This is a genomic window from Amycolatopsis sp. NBC_01480 (assembly GCF_036227205.1).
In the GTDB taxonomy this organism is placed as follows: Bacteria; Actinomycetota; Actinomycetes; order Mycobacteriales; family Pseudonocardiaceae; genus Amycolatopsis.
On record NZ_CP109442.1, the window covers coordinates 9,285,964 to 9,305,209 of the forward strand.

Genomic DNA, 19,246 nt, shown 5'->3' on the forward strand with positions numbered 1-19,246 from the left:
GCGCTACTCAGAAAGCGCCGACAGTGCTATCGCGAGCCGGGCTCGGCTGGGGACTGCTGGGCGTCGCGGCTTTTTCTTTCACCGTGCCGTTCACGCGTGTCGCCGTGGCCGGCGGCGGGATGTCGCCGCTGTTCGTCGGATCCGCCCGCGCGGCGATCGCCGCGGTACTCGCCGCGGGCGCGCTGCTGATCACCCGGCAGCGCCCGCCGCGTGGCCGTCAGTGGGCTCGCACCGCGGTCGTCGCGGGCGGGGTGGTGATCGGTTTCCCGCTCCTGACGTCCTTCGCGCTCACCACGGCGCCGGCCGGCCACAGCGCGGTCGTGATCGCTCTGCTGCCCGCCGCGACCGCGGTGACGGCGGTACTCCGCGGACGTGAACGGCCACCGCGTTCGTTCTGGGTGATGGCCGCCGTGGGCGCGATCGCGGCCATCGGCTTCGCCGCGGCGCAGGGCGGCGGATTCGGCGAACTGCACTGGTCCGACCTGCTGTTGTTCGGCGCGGTCTTGGCGGCCGCGATCGGTTACGCGGAGGGCGGGCTGCTGGCGCGTGAGCTGGGTGCCTGGCAGACCGTGTCCTGGGCCCTGGTGCTCGCCGCGCCGCTGATGTTCGTGCTCACCGCGGTCTCGATCGTCCAACGCCCCCCGAGCGGCACGCCCGCCGGCTGGGCGGCGTTCGGTTACCTGGCGGTGGTGAGCATGTTCCTCGGTTTCTTCGCCTGGTACCGCGGTCTGGCGATCGGCCCGATGGCGCGGGTCAGCCAGGTCCAGCTCGTGCAGCCGGTGCTGACCATCAGCTGGGCGGCCCTGCTCCTGCACGAACCACTGACCTGGCCGACCGTACTGGGCGGCCTCGCGGTGGTCGTCTGCGCCGGGACTGCGGTGCGGGCCCGTCGGCGAACCGCTTCCACCGGGGAACTCAAGGGAACCGTTGTGCTGCAACAGGAATCACCGACCCGGTGACACGGCGCCTTCAAACCGAGCGGACGCGGCACGCAAGGCGTCCAATGCCGCCCGAACACCACCGTGCTCCTCTTCCCCCGCCCGGCAAACCGCGAGAATCGTGCGCACCAGCGCGGGCCGAGTCGTAAGAACCCGAGCACCGTCAGGAACGGACTCACGCGCCAGCCGCGGCACCAAAGCGGCCCCGGCGTTGCCTGCGACGAGCGCGAGCTGCGTCGGGTAGCCGCCGACGGTGCAGCTGATCCGGGGGTCGAGGCCCTGCTTGCGCAGGACCTGCACGAGCCAGTCGTAACAGCCGGAGCCCGCGGTCCAGCCGATCCACGGCAGGTCGTCGACTTCGGCTAGGTCGACCGCGCGGCGGTGCGCGAGCCGGTGCCCGGCGGGCAGCACCAGGTCCGCGACGTCGGAGAACAGGGTGATCTGGGCGGTGCCCGGCGGCAGCACGGTCGGCCGGTCTGCCCAGCTCTCCAGCACGGCCAGGTCCAGATCGCCCGCCAGCACCTGCGGCATCGTCTGCTCCGCCTCGCCCTCGCGCAGCGTCACCTCCAGGCGCGGATGCTGGGCGGCGAGCGTGGCCAGCGCCGGGGGCAGCAACGCGTGCACCGTGGTCGGGATCGCGCCGATCCGCAACGGCCCCAACACGTCCTCGCGCAGCAGCTCCAGGTCCGAGCGCGCCTGGGCGAGCTGGGCCAGCACCTTCTCCGCGTGCGCGACCAGCACCTGGCCGGCGCGGGTCAGCTGGACGCCGCGGCCGCGCGGCTCCAGCAGCTCCTGCCCGGCCTCGCGTTGCAGCTTCGCCAGCTGCTGCGAGACGCCCGAGGGCGTGACGTGCAGCGCCGCGGCCGCCGCGGCGACCGAGCCGTGCTGGGCGACCGCGTGCAGGGCGCGCATCCGATCCACACTGAACACGGTAGTGATGCTACCTAATTTCGCTGAGGAACATTCGCTTGTCCTTGACAGTCCGGACCCGCAGGCTGGAGGGGTGACCACGACCAGCCTGCCGTCCCGCCCGGACGCGATCGGCCCGATCTCCGCCCTCACCGACCGCTTCGACCCGCGGCTGCTCGCCACCGCCGGCGGGCTGTGCATCGCGCTGTCCTCGGTGTTCATCAAGGAGTCCGGGACCAGCGGGGCCACCAGCGCGTTCTGGCGCTGCCTGTTCGCGCTGCCGCTGCTCGCCGTGCTCGCGCGGTGGGAGCGGCGGCGCGTCGGCGCGCGGCCCAAGATCGTGCTGCCGCTGCTGGCCGGCGGCGGCCTCGGCCTGGACTTCGTGCTGTGGGGCGAGGCGATCCCCCGGGTCGGCGCCGGGATCGCGACGGTCCTGCTGGCCGTGCAGGTGATCATCGTGCCGGCGCTGGCGTTCGCGTTCCTCGCCGAGCGCCCCGGGCGCCGGTTCCTGCTCACGGCGCCGGTGCTACTCGGCGGCATCGTGCTGGCCGGCGGGTTCATCGGCACCAAGACGATCGGTGCGGACCCGCTCACCGGCGCGGTCGCGGCCCTGGTCGCCGGCGCCGGCTACGCCGCGTACCTCCTGCTGATCCGGCTCAGCAGCAGCCCGGGCACGCAGGTCCAAACCCTTTTGCTGGCAACGCTTTCGGCCGGCACCGTCGCGGTGGCGCTGGGCGTGCCGTTCCACGGCCTCGACCTGACGCCCGGCTGGCCCGCGCTCGGCTGGCTGGCCTGCCTCGCCGTGGTCGGGCAGCTCGTCGGCTGGCTGCTCATCGCCGCCGCACTCCCCCGGATGACCGCCACCCTCGGCGCGACGCTGATGCTGCTGCAGCCGATCGGCGCGGTGCTGTTCGGCATCGTGCTGCTCGGCGAGACGCCCAGTGCGCTGCAGCTGATCGGCTGCGTGGTGGTCCTCGCCGCCGTCTGCTTCGCCGGCTCAGGCCGCCGCCCCCAGAGCTCGTGAGTGGCTGGAGCGGTTCTAACCGTCATGAACACTCACGAGCTTTCAGGGACGTCGGCGCAACCGCGACAGCAACCCCGGTGAACGGCGGGAGATCCGACCGTCGACGGCGTCGGCCAGCAAAGTGGCCACGGTCTCGGCGGCGCACGCCTTGTTGGCGCCGATCCCGCCGCTGGGCCCGCGCTTGATCCAGCCCACGACGTAAGCGCCCGGCTGTCCTTCGACGCGACCGGCGGAGTTCGGGATGGTGCCGGTGGCTTCGTCAAAAGGCAAGCCCGCCAACGGAATCCCGCGATAGCCGACCGCGCGGACGACCTGCCCGGCGGCGATCTCCTCGTCCCCGGCCGCCGCGGTGACCCGGATCCCGCGCACCTGCGCGTCGCCGAGGATCTCCACCGGCGCGGAGTGGAACCGGAGCACGATGCGGCGCTTTCCGTGCGCGGGCGGCGCCGACCAGTCGACGGTCTCCCTCGCGACGCCCTGGAGCAGGCTCGCCTTGTCGGCGGCGGACGCGGCGTCGATGGCCTCGCCGGTGCGCGGGTCGTGCGCGTCGACCACCAGGTCGACCCCGTCCTGTCCGGTCAGCGCGAGCAGCTCGGGCCGGGTGTACGCGGCGGCCTCCGGCCCGCGGCGCGCGAGCAGCACGACCTCCCGAACCTTGCCCGTCCGCAACCGCGCCAACGCGGCCGGCGAGATCGAGGTGCCCGCCAGCGAGTCCGGGTCTGCGGTCAGGATCCTGGCCACGTCCAGCGCGACGTTTCCGTTGCCCACCAGCACAACCCGCTCGTCCGACAGATCGAGCACGTCGGCCGCGACGTCGGGATGGCCGTTGTACCAGCGCACCACGGTGGTGGCGGCGACGCTGCCCCGCAAGTCCTCGCCGGCGATGCCGAGCGAGCGGGCGGCCGAGGCGCCGACCGCGTAAATCACCGCGTCGTGCCGCGCGGCCAGCTCCGCCACAGTGACGTCGCGGCCCACCTCGACGCCCAGCCGCAGACGGAGCCGCGGGTGACTGTGGAAGCGCGCGAAAGTGTCGCCGATCTTCTTCGTCGACGGGTGGTCGGGCGCGACGCCGTACCGCACCAGCCCGCCCGCAACCGGCAGCCGGTCGATCAGCGTGACCCGGGAATTGGTGTGCAGCAAGAGGTCCTCGACCGCGTACATGCCGGCCGGGCCGGTGCCGACCACCGCGACGTCCAGCGGGGCGAAGTCGCTCGGGATGTCGCGGTTGAACACCGGCGGGCCCCAGGCGTGGAAATTCGGCGACGGGTCCACAGTGGATTCAGTGCCCACAACGGCTTCACGATCCGCGTAGTACCCGGCATTCACCCCGGCGTACGCCTTCAGCGGCGCGGTCAGGCTGTCCACCGGGAAGATCGCGTCCACCGGGCACGCGTCGGCGCAGGCGCCACAGTCGATGCAGGCGCGCGGGTCGACGTAGAGCATGTCGGTGCGGCCGAAGTCGGGCTCGTCCGGCGTCGGGTGGATGCAGTTGACCGGGCACACCGCGACGCACGAGGCGTCGTTGCAGCAGGTCTGCGTGATCGCGAAGGCCATGGCTCAGATCAGGTTCGCGCGCTGGTAGAACCAGGTCGCGGGCTTGGTGAGCAGCCCGGCCGAGGCGAGGAACTCCATCAGCCCGGCGCAGCTGGAGCGCATCATCGACTTGTGGTGCTCGTTCGCCTTCGCCACCGGGATCGCGCGCTTGGCGTCCAGCCCGGCGTTGGCGTAGACGTCCCGGTTCACCATGCTGCCCACGATCACGTACGAGGCGATGGCCACCACCAGCGCGTTGAACTGGCGCCGGACCCAGCCCGCGCCCTTGAGCCGCTCCCGGGTCTCCTCGCGGGCGAACTTCATGTGCCGCGACTCCTCGACCACGTGGATGTTGTTGATGGTGCGGACAAACGGCACCACCCGCTCGTCCCGCATCCAGTCCCGCTGCATCACGTCGAGGACCTCTTCGGCGACCAGGATCGCCGCGTACGCCGCTTCGCCGACCGCGACGGCCTTGAACACCCGTCCGGCCTCGACGACCAGCCGGCGCGGGCGGTACGCGGGCGCCCGCAGCTTCTCCGCGCCACGCGCGAACATGATGGAGTGCCGGCATTCGTCGGCGATTTCGGTGAGCGCCCACTGGAACGCGGGGTCGGTCGGGTCTTTCGCGTAGAAGTCCCGCAGGATCATCTGCTGCAGGATCATCTCGAACCAGATCCCGGTGCTCGCCACCGACGCCGCCTCCTGGCGGGTCAGCTCGCGCCGCTGCTCCTCGGTCATCTCGGCCCAGTAATCGGTGCCGTAGAGGGTGCTCCACTCCGGGCTCGCGCCGTGAAGGCCCACGTCGAGCGGCGTCTCCCAGTCGACCTCGGTCGCCGGGTCGTAGGACAGCGTCGCCGACGAATCCAGCAGCCGCCGGGCCACCTCCTCGCGGCCGGACGGCGGTTCCTCGGCTCGATGCCGGGTGTCGACGCTGGTCATGGCTGACTCCCTGACTTCCCGTTACTCCGATTTACTGTTACCTAAGGTAACACAAACCTGGGGAGGTTCAAGGGAGGGCAATTCCGCTCAGGACGCGGCGCACTCCGCGCAGACGCCCCACCAGGTCACCTCGGCCTGTTCGACCTGGAAACCCGGCGCTTCAACGGGGTCAAGGCACGGCGCGGCGCCGACCGCGCACGGCACGTCCTGCATCCGGCCGCACTCCCGGCAGACCAGGTGATGGTGGTTGTCGTGGGTCTCCAGCTCGAACCGCGCGGGCGAGCCCGCCGGCTCCACCGACCGCAGCAGCCCGGCCCCGACGAGGTCGTCCAGCACGTTGTAAAGCCCTTGGCGCGACAGGCCGGCGCCGGCGCGCATGCCGTCACCCCGGTCGTCGAGCGACGCCGCGATCTCGGCCGCCGTCAGGTGCGGCTGCCGACCGGCGGCCGCCAGCACCGCGCGACGGTGCGGGGTGTTGCGCAGCCCCCGCTCGCGAAGCCGGGCACCGAAGTCCTGCCCGCCCGAGTTGTCCATGGCCGCGAGGATACCGCCAGACTTGACTCAGTCAAAGGTGAAGAGGAACAGCTCACACCCCGCCTCGCCGCCACAGTCTGCCGTCATGCCTCTGACCAGCTGAAATGACCCGAAAATCGGCCAGTCTTGACTCATTACGACAATTGACTATGTCAAGTCTAGGGACTAGAAAGTTCCTCGTACCCCAACTACCGACCGCCGAGGAGCACCGCGTGATCTGTCTCGACTGCGTGCAGCAAGACGAGCAGTGGTCCGCCGTCGGCTGCTGTGTCCACTGTGGAGCGGGCACCTGCCTGGCCCACGCGGCCGTGGCGGAGATCCCGCCCCAGAGCCCCGGCGTGCTGGTGCCGAGCCGGGCCCGGCGCCGCGTCGAATGCCGCCTGTGCGGTAGCTCGCGGGCCGGGTACGGGGCGAAGAACGGAAAGACCCTCGAGAGGAGCAGGACATGACCAAGACCCAGACCGCCACCACCGGGTTCGTCGCCTCGGCGGCGTTGAGCACGGCGCTGCAGCAGGTGCTCGTCGACCTGATCGCGCTGCAGCTGCAGGCGAAGAACGCCCACTGGAACGTCACGGGCGCGGGCTTCCGCAGCGTCCACCTCCTGCTGGACGAGGTCGTGGACGCCGTCAGCGGATTCGCCGACGACGTCGCCGAGCGGATGCGCGCGCTGCACGCCACCCCGGACGGCCGTCCCGGCACCGTCGACGCGAGCCGGCAGATCGGCGACCTCCCCGCGGGCGAGCAGCCGGTGCCGACGGTGCTCACCACGATGACCGACCTGGTGGTCAACGCCGTCGAAGGCGTCCGCGCCGTGCACGACGCGGTGGACGCCGAAGACCCCACCACGGCCGACCTGCTGCACGCCGTGATCCAGGGGCTCGAGGAGAAGGCGTGGATGCTGCGTTCGGAGAACGCGGACCACTGACCGCCATGCCCGTGCGGCCGCCCCGGACCGGGACGGCCGCACGGAGCCGGTTCAGCCCGGTCCGGACAGCTCCTCCGGGCTCTTGCGCCCCTCGATCACCGACCGCGCGACGTCGCCGAGTTCGACGTCCCGGCTGCGTGCGTAGCGGCGCATGATCGCGAACGCGGTGGCCACGTCGACGCCGAGCCGTTCGGCGAGGAAGCCCTTGGCCTGCTCCACCACCACCCGGGTGCTGAGCGTTTCCTGCAGCTGCGCGGCCAGCGTCGCCTTGCGGCTGATGGCGCGCTGCTGAAGCAGCCCGATGGTGGCGACGCCGGCGATGGTGCGCGCGATCCGGCGCTGGTCCGCCGGCAGCGGGCCGCCGCGGACGTGGAACAGGCCGAGCGTGCCGATGACCTCGCCGCGCAGCCGCATCGGCACGGCGTCGACCGCGGCGAACCCGGCCTGCGCCGCCGCGGCCGCGAAGACCGGCCACCGCGTGGCCGCCCCGATCCCGGTCCGCAGGCTGACCGGGATGCCGGTGCGGAAAGCCGTGACCGCCGGGCCTTCCCCGGAGCGCAGCTGGAGCAGCTCCAGCCGCCGCGCCCGCTCGTCGGTGCCCACGATCGCCGGCGGCCACCCGGGTTCTCCGGGCAGCAGCGCGCTGGCGGCGTCGACGTCGAGGATCTCGACGCACCGGCTCACCAGCCCATGGAGGAAGCCGGCGACCTCGAAGCCGTCGCCGAGGGTGTCCGCGATCCCGGCGACGGCTTCGAGCAGCCGCCCGCCGGGCGAGTCTGGTTCCGTCAAAGTCAAGCCGTCCTTCACGATGCGGAAAAACCAGCGGTGTTCACGAAACCGGGAAATCCGGCCAGTGGGCACCGCCGAATGACGCAGGCGCCGATCCGGCACTCGGAACACGGGTTCGCCGCATCCCGCCACCGCAACGAATCACTCTGCGCAGCGGCGCGTGCCGACCGGGTTCCTCCGTTTCCGGCACAGTTATGCGCCCATTCCGGAATTGGTGGAAACGGCCTGCGAAAACCGTGGCGAATTGCCCCGCACCCCAGTCCGATGCGCCGCCGCCGGGATCGGCCGCGGATGCCGCGCCCCCGATCGCCGGCGATCCGATCGCGGGCTGGGAGACTGGGGCCAGGACCGACGACTCCTGGGGGAACTCCTTGACCACAGCAGTGGTGACCGGCGCGGCGAGCGGGATCGGACGGGCATTGGCCCGGGCACTGCACGAGCGTGGCGCCGACCTGATCCTGGCCGACATCGACGACGCCGCCCTCACCGCGGCCGCGGACCCGCTGGGCGCCCGGGCGGTCCCGGCCGACGTCGCGGACCCGGACGCGATGACCGCGCTGGCCGCGGCCGCCGGCGAAGCCCGGCTGATCTGCCTCAACGCGGGCGTGGTGGGGCAGTCGCCGGGCGCGCCGTGGGAGGTCCCGGCCGCCGAGTGGGACCGGGTGTTCGCGATCAACGTCGCCGGGGTGGTCAACGGGCTCCGCGCGTTCGTCCCTGCCCTGCTCGCCTCCGGTGAGCCGGCGCACGTGCTGGTGACGGCGTCGCTGGCCGGGCTCGCGGTGTTCCCCGGCGGTGGCGCGTACGGCCCGTCGAAGCACGCCGTCGCCGCCGTCGTCCAGCACGCGGCCATGGCGCTGGAAGGCAGCGCGGTGCGGATCAGCATGATCTGCCCGGCCCTGGTCGCCACCGGGATGTCGGCCGAGGGCATCGACCCGGCCCTGGTCGCCGACGAAGCCCTGCGCGCCGTGGACGACGGGGTGTTCGCCGTCGTCCCGGCGGAATGGCGCGGCGCCGTCGTGACCCAGGCCGAACGGCTGGCAGCCGGGCGGCCGCCGGTGCCGCCCGCCCCGGCGGTCTGACCCGGGACCGACGGCGGACGGGTCAGGCGACGGTCACTCCACCTTCCGTGGAGTCGGTGGAACGGCTGAGCTCCGCCCAGGCGTCGAAGTCGTCCTGGACCCGCTGGCGCCCGGCGGCGACCAGGCGCAGCGCGTCCGAGCCGAGCAGCAGGTGCACGGGCGGCTTCTCCGCGTCCAGGACGGTGAGGATGGCGTCGCCCGCGCGATCGGGGTCGCCGATGCCCTGGCCGGCCAGGGCCTGGCGACGGGTCCGGATCGGGTCGAACAGGGCGTCGTAGTCGGCGATGCTGCGGGGCGCGCGGACCAGCGATCGCCCGGCCCAGTCGGTTTTGAAGGCGCCGGGGGCCACGGCGGTGACCCGCACGCCGAACTGGGTGACCTCCTGGGCGAGGGTGTCGGTGATGCCTTCGAGGGCGTGTTTGCTGCCCTCGTAGAACGCCAGCCCGGGGAAGGTGGTGAGCCCGCCCATCGAGGTGACGACGAAGATGTGGCCGCCGCGCCGTTCCCGCATGCCGGGCAGGACCGCTTTGATCGTCGCCACCGTGCCGAAGACGTTCACCTCGAACTGGCGGCGCAGATCGGCCATCGACGACTCTTCGAAGGTGCCTTCGAGCCCGTAGCCGGCGTTGGCCACGAGCACGTCGATCGGGCCCAGCTCCGCCTCGGCGGCCCGCACCGCGGGCTCGATCCGGTCGGTGTCCGCCAGGTCGAGGAGGAAGGCCCGGGCACGTTGGGGGTCCAGCGCCCGGAAGGCCGCTGCGTGCTGCTCGGTGCGCACGGTGCCGGCGACCCGGTGCCCGGCTGCCAGGGCTCGCCGGGCGACGGCCAGGCCGAGGCCGGTGCTGACGCCGGTGATCAGGAATGTCTTGCTCACTACGGGTTTCCTCTCGTGGATGAGTGCCGGTGCGTGGGCACGGCGGCATCGGCCCCGCGGGTTCGCGGGGCCGTGGCTATGTGGTTTCGAATCGCCGGGGTTTGGGCGGTGGTCAGGACCCGGCGTTGTCCCGGGCCGGCGCGGCGGCGGGCTCACTGCCCCAGCTGGCCAGCAGCCGCAGGCGTTCCTGGGCCGGCGAGCCGGACGGCGCGCTGTAGACCACGAGCGACTGGCGCGGGTCGGCGACCGGGGTGAAGATCTCGTACTGCAGTTCCAGGTCGCCGACCACGGGGTGGTGCAGGCGTTTGAGCCCGGTGCTGCGTTCCTGGACGCGGTGTTCCGACCACCACGCCGGGAACTCGGGTGAGCGCATCATCAGCTCGCCGATCAGGGCGGCGATGTGCTGGTTCCGCGGCTGCGCGGCGGCGGCCAGCCGCAACCCGTGCACGTAATCGCGGGCGACGCGTTCCCAGTCGCACCACACCAGCCGGGCCCGCAGGTCCAGCAGCGTCCAGCGGGCCATGCTGCGTTCCCGGCGCGGCAGCTCGGCCACATCGGGAAACAGCAAGGCCCACAACGGGTTCCCGCCGACCACGGCGAGGTTCCGGTCGCTGACGAAGGCAGCGGCCAGCTCCATCGACTCCAGTACCTGCCGCAACGCCGGCCGCATCCGCGCCGAGTGCTCGCCCCGGTCCTTGGGCCCGGCCGCGGCGCCCGCGAGGGCGAACAGATGCCGCCGCTCGATGTCGTCGAACCCCAGCGCGTCGCCGAGGGCCTGCAATACCTGTTCGGACGGCTGACGGGCGCGGCCTTGTTCCAGCCGGGTGTAGTACTCCGCGCTGACCCCGGCCAGCTGCGCGACCTCACTGCGCCGCAGTCCGGCGACGCGGCGGCCGGCGCCGGACTCGGCCGGCAGGCCGACCTTGTCCGGCGTCAGCCCGGCCCGCCGGGCCCGCAGGAAGTCACCCAAGTCGTTCTTGCCCATGACTCGAGTCTGCTGCACGCCCGACTGATCACCAAGGGCATAGCTGGTCCTGCCAGTACTACGCACCGCTCCCCGATGTCCACACGGGACACTCCCCCGTCACTGCGACGGCGGGATTTCGACGTCCGCCGGTGCCTTGTCCGGCCGCCAGCCGCGCCAGGCGGTGTGACGGAGGCGGCGCTCACCCGGGGTGAACTGGCGGTAGACGACTTCGCCGACCAGCTTCGGCGTCACCCAGCGCGCGTCGCGGGCGCGGTCGCGCGGGACTTCGTTCGCGAAGGGGCTTGTCTTGCGCTCCAACGGATTCAGCTTCGACTGGAGGTCGGCGAGTGTGTCTCGGGTGAAGCCGGTGCCGACGTCGCCGATGTAGAGCAGGTCGCCGGAGTCGGGGGCGTGCGCGCCGAGCAGCAGCGCGCCGATGGTGCCCTCGCGGTTGCCCTGGCCGGGGCGCCAGCCGCCGACGATCACCTCCAGCGTCCGGATCAGCGGGTGCTTCAGCCAGTCCGGGCTGCGCCGGCCGGGGTGGTACTTCGACCGCCGGTCCTTGGCCACCAGCCCTTCGAGGCCGCGCTCCGCCGCGACGTCCAGCAGGTCCTGCGGGCCGGTCCCGTCCGCCGCCAGTGCGGCATGCGAGTAGGACGGCGTGATCACGATCAGCCGGGGGTCCGGCGGTTCGAGCCCGGCCAGGACCTTCCGCCGCTCGTCGTACGTCTCGCCGAGCAGCTTCTCGGTGCCGAGCTGCAGGACGTCGAAGGCGAAGTAGGCGACCGTGCGGCCGCTGGTGCCGTGGTTCTGCAGCAGCCCGAAGTCCGGCCGGCCGGACTCGTCCAGCGCGACGATCTCCCCGTCCAGCACCGCGGCCCGGCCGCCGAGCGCGTCGCCGAAAGCGCCGGTCAGCTCGGGATAACGCGGGGTGAAGTCGGTGCGGTTGCGGCTGGTGAGCACCGTGGTGCCGTCCGGCGCGATCCGCATGACGGCCCGGTAGCCGTCCCACTTCCACTCGTACGCGTACTTCTCCTCGTCCGGCAGCCGGCCCCGGTCGGGGGTGGCCAGCATCGGCTCGATGCCGTCCGGCACCCGGTCCCCACCGGCCATCGCGGGCTCCTTCCGCCGACCCCACCGTAGGCCGGACGGCGGTGTTCCGCGCCCGGGACGGCTCCCGCGAATGGCGCAGCTTCATTTCGCGGGATCGGGGGTACCTCCAACCGGATCTGTGAGCAGACGCAAGGAGACCACGCCATGGAGCTGGCCGAAGCCACTGCCGCCGAACGGCCCGCCGAGCCGCGCTCGGACCTGGTGGTCGAGCAGGCCAGAGGCATTCTGATGGCCCGGCGGGACTGCACCGCGGCCGGCGCGCTCGCCGTCCTGCAGACCGCGGCGCACGACAGCGGCGCCACGGTCCACGCCGTCGCCCTCGCGCTGGTCAACGAGGTCGAGGCCCGTGCCCGGCACCTTCAGGACGAGCTCGATGCCGGGCAGGCCTGGCTCAACGGCTCGCGGACTCCGGGATCGTGATCGGCGCGCCGGTCTTCTCCTGAACCTCGCCGGCCGTGACGCCCGGCGCCAGCTCCACCAGGAGCAGGCCGTCCGGGGTTACGTCGAGCACGGCGAGGTCGGTGATGATCCGGTCGACCACTCCGGCCCCGGTCAGCGGCAGCGTGCAGGATTCGACAATCTTCGGGCTGCCGTCCTTGGCCACGTGGTCGGTCAGCACGACGATCCGCTTGGTGCCCGCGACCAGGTCCATCGCCCCGCCCATGCCCTTGACCAGCGCGCCGGGCACGGTCCAGTTGGCCAGGTCGCCGTTGGCCGCGACCTGCAGCGCGCCGAGCACGGCGACGTCCACGTGGCCGCCGCGGATCATCGCGAACGAGGTGGCGGAGTCGAAGTAACTCCCGCCCGGCAGCACGGTGACCGTCTGCTTGCCGGCGTTGATCAGGTCCGCGTCCTCCTCGCCCTCGAACGGGAACGGGCCGAGGCCGAGGATGCCGTTCTCGCTCTGCAGGGTGACCCGGACGCCGTCCGGCAGGTGGTTGGCGACCAGGGTCGGGATCCCGATGCCCAGGTTCACGTAGTCCCCGTCGCGCAGCTCGCGCGCGGCGACGGCCGCCATCTCGTCACGGCTCCAGCCCATCGTCACGCCTCCGTTCCGGCGGCCGGGCGCGGGCGCACCGTCCGCTTCTCGATTTCCTTGGCCCGGGCGCGGGCCGGCAGCAGCCGGTTGACGTAGACGCCGGGGGTGATCACCAGGTCCGGGTCGACGTACTCGCCCTCGTCGAGCAGCACCTCGGTCTCGACCACGGTGACCTGGCCGCAGGTGGCCACGAGCGGGTTGAAGTTCCGCGCGGTGTACCGGTAGACGAGGTTGCCCGCGCGGTCCGCGGTGTGCGCGTGCACCAGCGCGACGTCGGCGATGATCGCGCGCTCCAGCACGTGGACCCGGCCGTCGAACTCCTCGTGCGGCTTGCCCTCGGCGACCGGCGTGCCGACGCCGGTGCGGGTGTAGAACGCCGCGATCCCGGCGCCGCCGGCCCGCATCCGCTCGGCGAGCGTGCCCTGCGGCGCGAACTCGACCTCCACCTCGCCGTCCAGGTACTGGCGCGCGAACAGCTTGTTCTCCCCCACGTAGGACGCGATCACCTTGCGCACCTGGTGGTTCTCCAGCAGCAGCCCGAGACCGAGGCCGTCCACGCCCATGTTGTTCGAGACGACCGTCAGGTCCCGCACGCCCGAGTCGCGGACCGCCTCGATCAGGTCGGACGGGATGCCGCACAGGCCGAAGCCGCCGACCGCCAGCGTGATGCCGTCCCGCAGCGCGCCGGCCAGCGCTTCGCGGGCGTCGTCGAACATTTGGGGCACGTTCTCTCCTTTGAGCGTCCACTGACCGAGCAACGGACCCGAGTCAAGTCCGCCCCGGCCGGGAGTTCAAGCAGGGGAAACCGTCGGGCGTGCATCTTTTCGGCAGGCGGACGCGAAAATCGCAGGTGTTCACTGAGTGGACGTAGGATCCACCGTATGACCTCTCCCCGCCGGCCGCCTCCCCACCTGATCGGCCGGGCCGCGGCCGTCCTGCGCGCGCTCTCGACCAGCGCGGACGTCGGCGTGTCGACCTCCGGCGTCGCGCGGGCCACCGGCCTCGCCCGGCCCACCGCCCACCGGCTGCTCGTGGCGCTGCTCGACGAGGGCTTCGCCGACCGGGACCGGCGCAGCGGCCGCTGGCACCTGGGCCCGGAGCTGTACCTGCTCGGAGAGGCGGCCGCGGCGCGCTACGACGTGACGCAGCGCGCGCGGGAGAGCGTGCACCGGCTCGCCACGGCCACCGGCGAGAGCGCGTTCTTCTCCGCCCGCCGCGGCGACGAGACGGTCTGTCTGCTGCGCGAGGACGGCGACTTCCCGATCCGCTCCTTCGTGCTTTACGAGGGCGCGCGGTTCCCCCTCGGCGTGGTTTCGGCGGGGCTCGTCGTGCTGGCCCTGCTGCCGGACCGCGAGATCGACGCCTACCTGGGTAGCACCGATCTCACCGCGCGCTGGGGCCCGAGGCACTCGGCCGACGCCGTGCGCGGCCGGATCGCCCAGACCCGTGAGCTGGGGTATGCCGTCAATCCCGGCCTGGTCGTCGAGGGCAGCTGGGGCATGGCCGCGGCGGTGTTCGGCCCGGGCGGCGAGCCGGCGTGGGCGCTGACGCTGACCGGCGTCGAGTCCCGTTTCCGCGAAGACCGGCGCGCGCAGCTGGGCGAGCTGCTGCTGAAGGAGGCCCACGCACTGACCACCGCCCTACGGCACGAGCCCCGGCCTTGACGTGAAGACGTCACTTCTCACCGGCCCCGGCGGGGATGTGCTGAAGGTCTGCCCACCCCTGGTCTGGACGACGGCCCACGCCAACCAACTCCACGAAGCCCTGCCACAACACTGAGACCCGCTCCGTCCACAACAGACAGAGCGGGTCCTCAGCTCACCAAGTCACCGGAAGCTCATACACCCCATACACCGACCCGTCGTGCTTGAACGGGATATCCGCGAGATCCCCCGCCAACGCCAGCGTCGGGATGCGGCGGTAGAGCGTGCTGTACACGATCTGCAGCTCCAGCCGCGCGAGTTGCTGGCCGAGGCATTGGTGCACGCCGAAGCCGAAGGCCACATGGCGGTGGGCGTCGCGGGTGATGTCGAGGCGGTCCGGGTCTTCGAAGACGCTCGTGTCGCGGTTGGCGATGTCGTTGGCCAGGATCAGGCCCTCGCCGGCACGGACGACCTCGCCGCCGACCTCGATGTCCTCGACCACCGCGCGGCGCCGGCCGTTGTGCGTGATGTTCAGGTACCGCAACAGTTCCTCGGTGGCCGAGGCGACCAGCTTCGGATCGTCGGACGAGCGCAGCAGCGCCAGCTGGTCCGGGTGCTCCAGCAGCGCGAGCGTGCCGAGCGCGATCATGTTCGCGGTGGTCTCGTGGCCCGCGATGAGCAGCAGCACGCCCATCTGTGCCGCCTCGGCGCGGGTCAGCTCCCCCGCGGTCACCCGGACGGCCAGCCCGGACAGCAGATCGTCAGCCGGGTTTGCCTCCTTCTCACCCACCAGCCGTTCCAGATAGCCGGAAAGCGCCGCGTGGCCCGCCATCCGCTCTTCGTGGCTGGCGGCGCGCCGGACGATCACCTTGCTGTTCTCCTGGAAGAAATCGTGGTCGCTGTAGGGCACCCCGAGCAGCTCGCAGATCACCAGCGAGGGCACCGGCAGCGCGAACGCCTCGACCAGGTCCACCGGCCGGGGACCGGCCAGCAGCTCGTCGATCCGGTCGTCGACGATCTGCTGGATGGCCGGGCGCATCGCCGCGACCCGCCGCATCGAAAACGGCGCGGTCACCATGCGGCGCAGGCGATTGTGCTCCGGGTCGTCCATCAGGATGAAGCTGATCCGGGAGCCGCCGTCCTTGGGCAGCGGCGCCGGGCTCGGGTAGCCGGGCGTGGCGATATCGGCGCTCACCCGCGAGTCGGACAGCAGCGCCCGCTGCTCGGCGTACCGGGTCACCAGCCACGGGGTGCTGCCGTCCCAGAGCCGGACCCGCGTGAGCGCGGACTCCTCCTGCTTGGCCCGCGCGGCAGGCGGCGGGTCGAACGGACGGCCCGCCGCCCGCTCCATCGGGAAGTCCGGCACCTCGGCCGGGCTCGTGTCGACCGTGCTGGTCATCGTGTGCTCCCAAGGGGTTTCGCGGACCTGGTATGACCTTTGTGGACGGTTGCGAGACGGCTCACGCGGTTTCGGCGACGGTGATCGCCGCCGCCGGGCAGACGTTCGCGGCCTCGCGGACCGCGGCGTGGAACCCCTCGGCCGGCGCCGCTTCGAGCAGCACCACGACGCCGTCGTCCTCCCGCTGGTCGAACACCTCCGGGACGAGCAGCACACAGGTGCCCGCGCCGCAGCACCGGTCTTCGTCGACAGTGACCTTCATCGTTGTTTCTCTCCTTCGGTTTCCACACCACCACGGGCGGGTGTCGACGGGGCCAGCCACAAGCCGGCCAGCGCGTTGATCAGTCCGGTGCCGGCGTCGGGCCAGCTGCCGCGCACGGTCGGGGCGCCCTCGGCGAGCGCGCGCTCCCGCTCGGCCCACATGTGCACCATCAGCTGACGGGTCATGCCGGCGCGCTCGGCCCACACCTGCGGCGGCAGCTCGGGCAGGCATCCCTTGAGCCCGCGCAGGACCCGGTGCATCGCCGGCGCGCCAAGGCTTTCCTCGACCATGATCACCCGCAACGCCGGGTCGGTCATCACCTGCGCGCCGAACCGCGCGAACCAGGTCGGCGCCGGCAGCGCGTCCAGGTGATCGGTGACCGGGCGCACCAGGCAGGCCAGCCAGTCGCGCACCGGGGCCGAGCCGTCCAGCGCGTCGGCCATCCGGGCGCGCCGCCGTTCGATCGGCCCGCTGTGCTTGTGCGCGATCGCGCGCACCAGGTCGGCCTTGGTGCCGAAGTGGTAGCCGACCGCGGCGTTGTTGCCCTGCCCGGCGGCCTCGCTGATCTGCCGGTTCGAAACCGCGTACATGCCGTGCTCGGCGAACAGCCGCTCGGCCGTCTCCAGAATCAGCTCACGCGTCGGCCCGGAGCGCTCCGCGACTTTCAGGCGCACGGTCACCCTCGCCGCTCTCGCGGTCCGCCGGCGGTGAGGTTCCGGCGCGACTCCTCGGTCCGCTCCACCGTGTGTCCTCCTCCATCCCGGCCTCGAGTTCGTGATCAGTCAACCGGCTCTGCTAGCTTAAGTCAAGCAGTTGACTTAAGTTGGCAGAGCACTCTCCGACGTACTCCCCGACCTCCCGGAGGCCTTCCCATGCCCGAGCCCGCCGCCGCCCGCCGGCCGAACCTGGTCGTCGCGGTGCTGGCCTTCGCCGGGATCGTGGTGTCGCTGATGCAGACGCTGGTGATCCCGCTGATCCCCCAGCTCCCCCGGCTGCTGCACGCCTCGCCGTCCGACACCACCTGGGCGATCACCGCGACCCTGCTCGCGGGCGCCGTGGCCACGCCGACCATGGGCCGTCTGGGCGACATGTACGGCAAACGGCGCCTGCTACTGGCCAGCCTGGTCCTGCTGGTGGCGGGCTCGGCGGTCGGCGCGATGAGCGACTCCCTGGTCCCGATGGTCGCCGGCCGCGCCCTGCAAGGACTGGCCGCGGGCGTGATCCCGCTGGGCATCAGCATCATGCGCGACGAATTGCCGGCCGAACGGCTGGGCTCGGCGACCGCGTTGATGAGCGCTTCGCTCGGCGTCGGCGGCGCGCTCGGCCTGCCCGCTGCGGCATTGCTGGCCGAACGCGCGGACTGGCACCTGCTGTTCTGGGTCTCGGCCGGGCTCGGCGCCGTCGCGCTGGCACTGGTGGCAACGATCGTGCCGGAATCGCGGGTCCGCACCGGCGGCCGGTTCGACCTGGCCGGCGCGGCCGGGCTGTCGGTCGCGCTGGTCGGCCTGCTGCTGGGCATCTCGCAGGGCGCGGACTGGGGCTGGGGCAGCCCGCTGACGATCGGCCTGTTCGCCGGCGCGCTGGCGGTGCTGCTGGTCTGGGGCCGCTGGGAGCTGCGCGCCCGGCAGCCGCTGGTCGACCTGCGCACCAGCGCGCGGCGGCAGGTGCTGCTGACCAACCTGGCATCCGCGGTGTTCGGCTTCGCGATGTTCGCGATGTCGCTGGTGCTCCCGCAGTTGCTGCAGCTGCCCGCGTCGACCGGTTACGGCCTGGGCCAGTCGATGCTGGCCGTCGGTTTGGTGATGGCACCTTCGGGGCTGGTGATGATGGCGGTAGCACCGCTGTCCGCGCGCATCTCCCGCGCCCGCGGGCCGCGGACGACGTTGATGCTGGGCGCTTTTGTCGTGGCGCTCGGGTACGGGGTGAACATCGTGCTGATGACCGAAACCTGGCACCTGGTGCTCGTGTCCAGCGTCATCGGCGCGGGCATCGGACTGGCCTACGGATCGATGCCGGCGCTGGTGATGGGCGCGGTCCCGGTGTCCGAAACCGCGGCCGCCAACAGCCTCAACACGCTGATGCGGTCGATCGGCACGTCGGTCTCCAGCGCGGTGTCCGGGGTGGTGCTGGCCCAGCTGACGATCACCGCCGGCGGCGCGATTTTCCCGTCACAGAGCGGTTTCCGCCTGGTGATGGCGATCGGCGCCGCGTCCGCACTGCTGGCGCTGGCCATCATTTCCTTCGTGCCGCGCCGGACGCCTTCACCGGCCGCCGCGGCCCAGGTTCCGGCGGTGGCGTTGAACTGACCCCGCTGCCGAACAGGGTGCGGCAGCAGTCCAGGAACGCCTCCGCGCGCCGGGTCAGGCGGGCGCCCGCGGCCCAGCCCAGCACCACGGGCGTGGTCGGCACACGGTCGCGGATCGGGAGGACGTGCAGGGGCAGGCCCTCCACCGAGACGTCGACCGGCGGGCGCTGCACGGCGAGCGAATAACCCAGCCCGCGCGCGACCATCGCGCGGGCCAGCTCGAAGCTGCCCGCGCGGTGCGCCACCCGCATCTCGACCCCGGCCGCGTCGAACACCGAGCGGAAGTACCGGGTGCTGGGCGGCACGTCGAGCAGGATCAGCGGCTCGTCCGCGAGATCGCGCAGTGCCACGGACTTCCGCCGGCCGAGCCGGTGCCCGGCGGGCAGCAGGACGGCCGGCGGCCGGTCGTGCAGCACGGCCATTTCGATCCCTGGCACCAAATCCTGCCGGTACAGGAAGGCCAGCTCGCACGTGCCGTCGAGCAGTTGTGCTTGCAGTTCCGCCAAGGTCCCCTCGACGAACTCCACCGCCACCCCGGGCTGTTCGGCGCGGAAGGCGGCGATCGCGGCGGGCAGGTGCAGGGCCGCGATCGGCGCGTAACAGCCGATGCGCAGCCGCCCCGCCGGCTCGCGGCCGAGGCGCCGGGCCCCCGCGGTCAGCTCGGTGACGGCGCCGAGCACCGCCCGCGCCTCGGCGACGACCTGCCGTCCCGCGGGCGTCAGCGCGGTGCCGCGACGCGGGCCGCGGATGACCAGCCCGGCGTCCAGCACCCGTTCCAGCTCCGCGACCGCCAGCGAGACGGCGGACTGCGAGACGTGGCAGCGCGCCGCCGCCGCGGTCATCCCGCCGGTCTCCGCGATGGCGACCAGGTATTCGAGCTGGCGGAGCGAAACCGGGGGAAGACTCATGAGCCGAGCTTATGGGCCGGCCGAGTTTTCCGAACTGGACCAATGCGCCGGACGCGTGCGAGT

Annotated in this window: 22 protein-coding genes; 8 read left to right on the forward strand and 14 right to left on the reverse strand. The window is 72.2% G+C overall.

The window, feature by feature from the left end:
- Window positions 1-23 precede the first annotated feature (23 nt).
- The gene (locus tag OG371_RS43260; RefSeq protein ID WP_329062906.1) at window positions 24-959 is read left to right on the forward strand and encodes a DMT family transporter; all 936 of its coding nucleotides are present in this window, start codon (window positions 24-26) and stop codon (window positions 957-959) included.
- On the opposite strand, the gene OG371_RS43265 is transcribed toward OG371_RS43260, so the two are convergent.
- Window positions 945-1,850 (reverse strand): LysR substrate-binding domain-containing protein, encoded by a 906-nt coding sequence (locus OG371_RS43265; protein WP_442876212.1) that lies wholly within the window; start codon window positions 1,848-1,850, stop codon window positions 945-947. The two genes, OG371_RS43260 and OG371_RS43265, sit on opposite strands and share 15 nt — an antisense overlap.
- Window positions 1,851-1,941: 91 nt before the next feature.
- Here OG371_RS43265 and OG371_RS43270 point away from each other — a divergent pair, with 91 nt between their 5' ends.
- Window positions 1,942-2,871 (forward strand): DMT family transporter, encoded by a 930-nt coding sequence (locus OG371_RS43270; protein WP_329062910.1) that lies wholly within the window; start codon window positions 1,942-1,944, stop codon window positions 2,869-2,871.
- 42 nt (window positions 2,872-2,913) lie between these two features.
- Here the strand turns inward: OG371_RS43270 and OG371_RS43275 are convergent, their stop codons facing one another.
- The 3 genes from OG371_RS43275 to OG371_RS43285 form a co-directional block, all read right to left on the reverse strand.
- Complete coding sequence (locus OG371_RS43275) at window positions 2,914-4,425, reverse strand: FAD-dependent oxidoreductase (RefSeq protein WP_329062912.1); 1,512 nt, start codon at window positions 4,423-4,425, stop codon at window positions 2,914-2,916.
- A gap of 3 nt (window positions 4,426-4,428) precedes the next feature.
- Window positions 4,429-5,346 carry an AurF N-oxygenase family protein gene (locus OG371_RS43280; protein ID WP_329062914.1) on the reverse strand — a complete coding sequence of 306 codons (918 nt, stop codon included), beginning with the start codon at window positions 5,344-5,346 and terminating at the stop codon, window positions 4,429-4,431.
- Window positions 5,347-5,433: 87 nt separating this feature from the next.
- A complete protein-coding gene (locus OG371_RS43285; RefSeq protein WP_329062916.1) occupies window positions 5,434-5,880 on the reverse strand; it encodes a Fur family transcriptional regulator in 447 nt (148 codons plus the stop codon).
- 212 nt (window positions 5,881-6,092) lie between these two features.
- Here OG371_RS43285 and OG371_RS43290 point away from each other — a divergent pair, with 212 nt between their 5' ends.
- A complete protein-coding gene (locus tag OG371_RS43290) occupies window positions 6,093-6,329 on the forward strand; it encodes a DUF2180 family protein (protein ID WP_329062918.1) in 237 nt (78 codons plus the stop codon).
- Window positions 6,326-6,805, forward strand: a complete 480-nt coding sequence (locus OG371_RS43295) for a Dps family protein (protein ID WP_329062919.1) — start codon at window positions 6,326-6,328, stop codon at window positions 6,803-6,805. Before OG371_RS43290 ends, OG371_RS43295 begins: the two co-directional genes overlap by 4 nt.
- Before the next feature lie 51 nt (window positions 6,806-6,856).
- Here OG371_RS43295 and OG371_RS43300 read toward each other — a convergent pair whose 3' ends face one another.
- Window positions 6,857-7,594 carry a GAF and ANTAR domain-containing protein gene (locus OG371_RS43300; protein ID WP_329062920.1) on the reverse strand — a complete coding sequence of 246 codons (738 nt, stop codon included), beginning with the start codon at window positions 7,592-7,594 and terminating at the stop codon, window positions 6,857-6,859.
- 371 nt (window positions 7,595-7,965) lie between these two features.
- Here OG371_RS43300 and OG371_RS43305 point away from each other — a divergent pair, with 371 nt between their 5' ends.
- Window positions 7,966-8,673 (forward strand): SDR family NAD(P)-dependent oxidoreductase, encoded by a 708-nt coding sequence (locus OG371_RS43305; RefSeq protein ID WP_329062922.1) that lies wholly within the window; start codon window positions 7,966-7,968, stop codon window positions 8,671-8,673.
- Between the two features lie 22 nt (window positions 8,674-8,695).
- On the opposite strand, the gene OG371_RS43310 is transcribed toward OG371_RS43305, so the two are convergent.
- From OG371_RS43310 to ligD, 3 genes are all read right to left on the reverse strand, one after another.
- Window positions 8,696-9,547 (reverse strand): oxidoreductase, encoded by an 852-nt coding sequence (locus tag OG371_RS43310; protein ID WP_329062924.1) that lies wholly within the window; start codon window positions 9,545-9,547, stop codon window positions 8,696-8,698.
- A 112-nt stretch (window positions 9,548-9,659) separates the two neighbouring features.
- Window positions 9,660-10,532 (reverse strand): helix-turn-helix transcriptional regulator, encoded by an 873-nt coding sequence (locus OG371_RS43315; RefSeq protein ID WP_329062926.1) that lies wholly within the window; start codon window positions 10,530-10,532, stop codon window positions 9,660-9,662.
- A gap of 99 nt (window positions 10,533-10,631) precedes the next feature.
- Entirely contained in the window at window positions 10,632-11,627 is a 996-nt protein-coding gene (gene ligD / locus OG371_RS43320; protein ID WP_329062928.1) for a non-homologous end-joining DNA ligase, read from the reverse strand.
- Window positions 11,628-11,771: 144 nt separating this feature from the next.
- Here ligD and OG371_RS43325 point away from each other — a divergent pair, with 144 nt between their 5' ends.
- A complete protein-coding gene (locus tag OG371_RS43325; RefSeq protein WP_329062930.1) occupies window positions 11,772-12,047 on the forward strand; it encodes an ANTAR domain-containing protein in 276 nt (91 codons plus the stop codon).
- On the opposite strand, the gene OG371_RS43330 is transcribed toward OG371_RS43325, so the two are convergent.
- A complete protein-coding gene (locus OG371_RS43330; protein WP_329062931.1) occupies window positions 12,019-12,666 on the reverse strand; it encodes a CoA transferase subunit B in 648 nt (215 codons plus the stop codon). The genes OG371_RS43325 and OG371_RS43330 overlap by 29 nt on opposite strands.
- A gap of 2 nt (window positions 12,667-12,668) precedes the next feature.
- A complete protein-coding gene (locus OG371_RS43335) occupies window positions 12,669-13,382 on the reverse strand; it encodes a CoA transferase subunit A (RefSeq protein WP_329073416.1) in 714 nt (237 codons plus the stop codon).
- Window positions 13,383-13,547: 165 nt separating this feature from the next.
- Between OG371_RS43335 and OG371_RS43340 the strand changes: the two genes are divergently transcribed.
- On the forward strand, window positions 13,548-14,330 hold the full coding sequence (locus tag OG371_RS43340; protein ID WP_329062932.1) for an IclR family transcriptional regulator: 783 nt from the start codon (window positions 13,548-13,550) through the stop codon (window positions 14,328-14,330).
- 154 nt (window positions 14,331-14,484) lie between these two features.
- Here the strand turns inward: OG371_RS43340 and OG371_RS43345 are convergent, their stop codons facing one another.
- From OG371_RS43345 to OG371_RS43355, 3 genes are all read right to left on the reverse strand, one after another.
- Window positions 14,485-15,708, reverse strand: a complete 1,224-nt coding sequence (locus OG371_RS43345; protein ID WP_329062933.1) for a cytochrome P450 — start codon at window positions 15,706-15,708, stop codon at window positions 14,485-14,487.
- A gap of 61 nt (window positions 15,709-15,769) precedes the next feature.
- Complete coding sequence (locus OG371_RS43350; protein WP_329062935.1) at window positions 15,770-15,970, reverse strand: ferredoxin; 201 nt, start codon at window positions 15,968-15,970, stop codon at window positions 15,770-15,772.
- The gene (locus OG371_RS43355) at window positions 15,967-16,650 is read right to left on the reverse strand and encodes a TetR/AcrR family transcriptional regulator (protein WP_442876049.1); all 684 of its coding nucleotides are present in this window, start codon (window positions 16,648-16,650) and stop codon (window positions 15,967-15,969) included. Before OG371_RS43355 ends, OG371_RS43350 begins: the two co-directional genes overlap by 4 nt.
- 192 nt (window positions 16,651-16,842) lie before the next feature.
- Between OG371_RS43355 and OG371_RS43360 the strand changes: the two genes are divergently transcribed.
- The gene (locus tag OG371_RS43360) at window positions 16,843-18,276 is read left to right on the forward strand and encodes an MFS transporter (protein ID WP_329062937.1); all 1,434 of its coding nucleotides are present in this window, start codon (window positions 16,843-16,845) and stop codon (window positions 18,274-18,276) included.
- Here the strand turns inward: OG371_RS43360 and OG371_RS43365 are convergent.
- Entirely contained in the window at window positions 18,203-19,183 is a 981-nt protein-coding gene (locus OG371_RS43365) for a LysR family transcriptional regulator (protein WP_329062939.1), read from the reverse strand. The two genes, OG371_RS43360 and OG371_RS43365, sit on opposite strands and share 74 nt — an antisense overlap.
- Between the last annotated feature and the right edge of the window lie 63 nt (window positions 19,184-19,246).

Coding starts and splice junctions, on each gene's coding strand:
- OG371_RS43265 (WP_442876212.1), bottom strand. CDS start 1,850: ATGCGCGCCCTGCACGCGGTCGCCCAGCACGGCTCGGTCGCCGCGGCG.
- OG371_RS43275 (WP_329062912.1), bottom strand. CDS start 4,425: ATGGCCTTCGCGATCACGCAGACCTGCTGCAACGACGCCTCGTGCGTC.
- OG371_RS43280 (WP_329062914.1), bottom strand. CDS start 5,346: ATGACCAGCGTCGACACCCGGCATCGAGCCGAGGAACCGCCGTCCGGC.
- OG371_RS43285 (WP_329062916.1), bottom strand. CDS start 5,880: ATGGACAACTCGGGCGGGCAGGACTTCGGTGCCCGGCTTCGCGAGCGG.
- OG371_RS43295 (WP_329062919.1), top strand. CDS start 6,326: ATGACCAAGACCCAGACCGCCACCACCGGGTTCGTCGCCTCGGCGGCG.
- OG371_RS43315 (WP_329062926.1), bottom strand. CDS start 10,532: ATGGGCAAGAACGACTTGGGTGACTTCCTGCGGGCCCGGCGGGCCGGG.
- ligD (WP_329062928.1), bottom strand. CDS start 11,627: ATGGCCGGTGGGGACCGGGTGCCGGACGGCATCGAGCCGATGCTGGCC.
- OG371_RS43325 (WP_329062930.1), top strand. CDS start 11,772: ATGGAGCTGGCCGAAGCCACTGCCGCCGAACGGCCCGCCGAGCCGCGC.
- OG371_RS43330 (WP_329062931.1), bottom strand. CDS start 12,666: ATGGGCTGGAGCCGTGACGAGATGGCGGCCGTCGCCGCGCGCGAGCTG.
- OG371_RS43335 (WP_329073416.1), bottom strand. CDS start 13,382: ATGTTCGACGACGCCCGCGAAGCGCTGGCCGGCGCGCTGCGGGACGGC.
- OG371_RS43340 (WP_329062932.1), top strand. CDS start 13,548: ATGACCTCTCCCCGCCGGCCGCCTCCCCACCTGATCGGCCGGGCCGCG.
- OG371_RS43345 (WP_329062933.1), bottom strand. CDS start 15,708: ATGACCAGCACGGTCGACACGAGCCCGGCCGAGGTGCCGGACTTCCCG.
- OG371_RS43350 (WP_329062935.1), bottom strand. CDS start 15,970: ATGAAGGTCACTGTCGACGAAGACCGGTGCTGCGGCGCGGGCACCTGT.
- OG371_RS43360 (WP_329062937.1), top strand. CDS start 16,843: ATGCCCGAGCCCGCCGCCGCCCGCCGGCCGAACCTGGTCGTCGCGGTG.
- OG371_RS43365 (WP_329062939.1), bottom strand. CDS start 19,183: ATGAGTCTTCCCCCGGTTTCGCTCCGCCAGCTCGAATACCTGGTCGCC.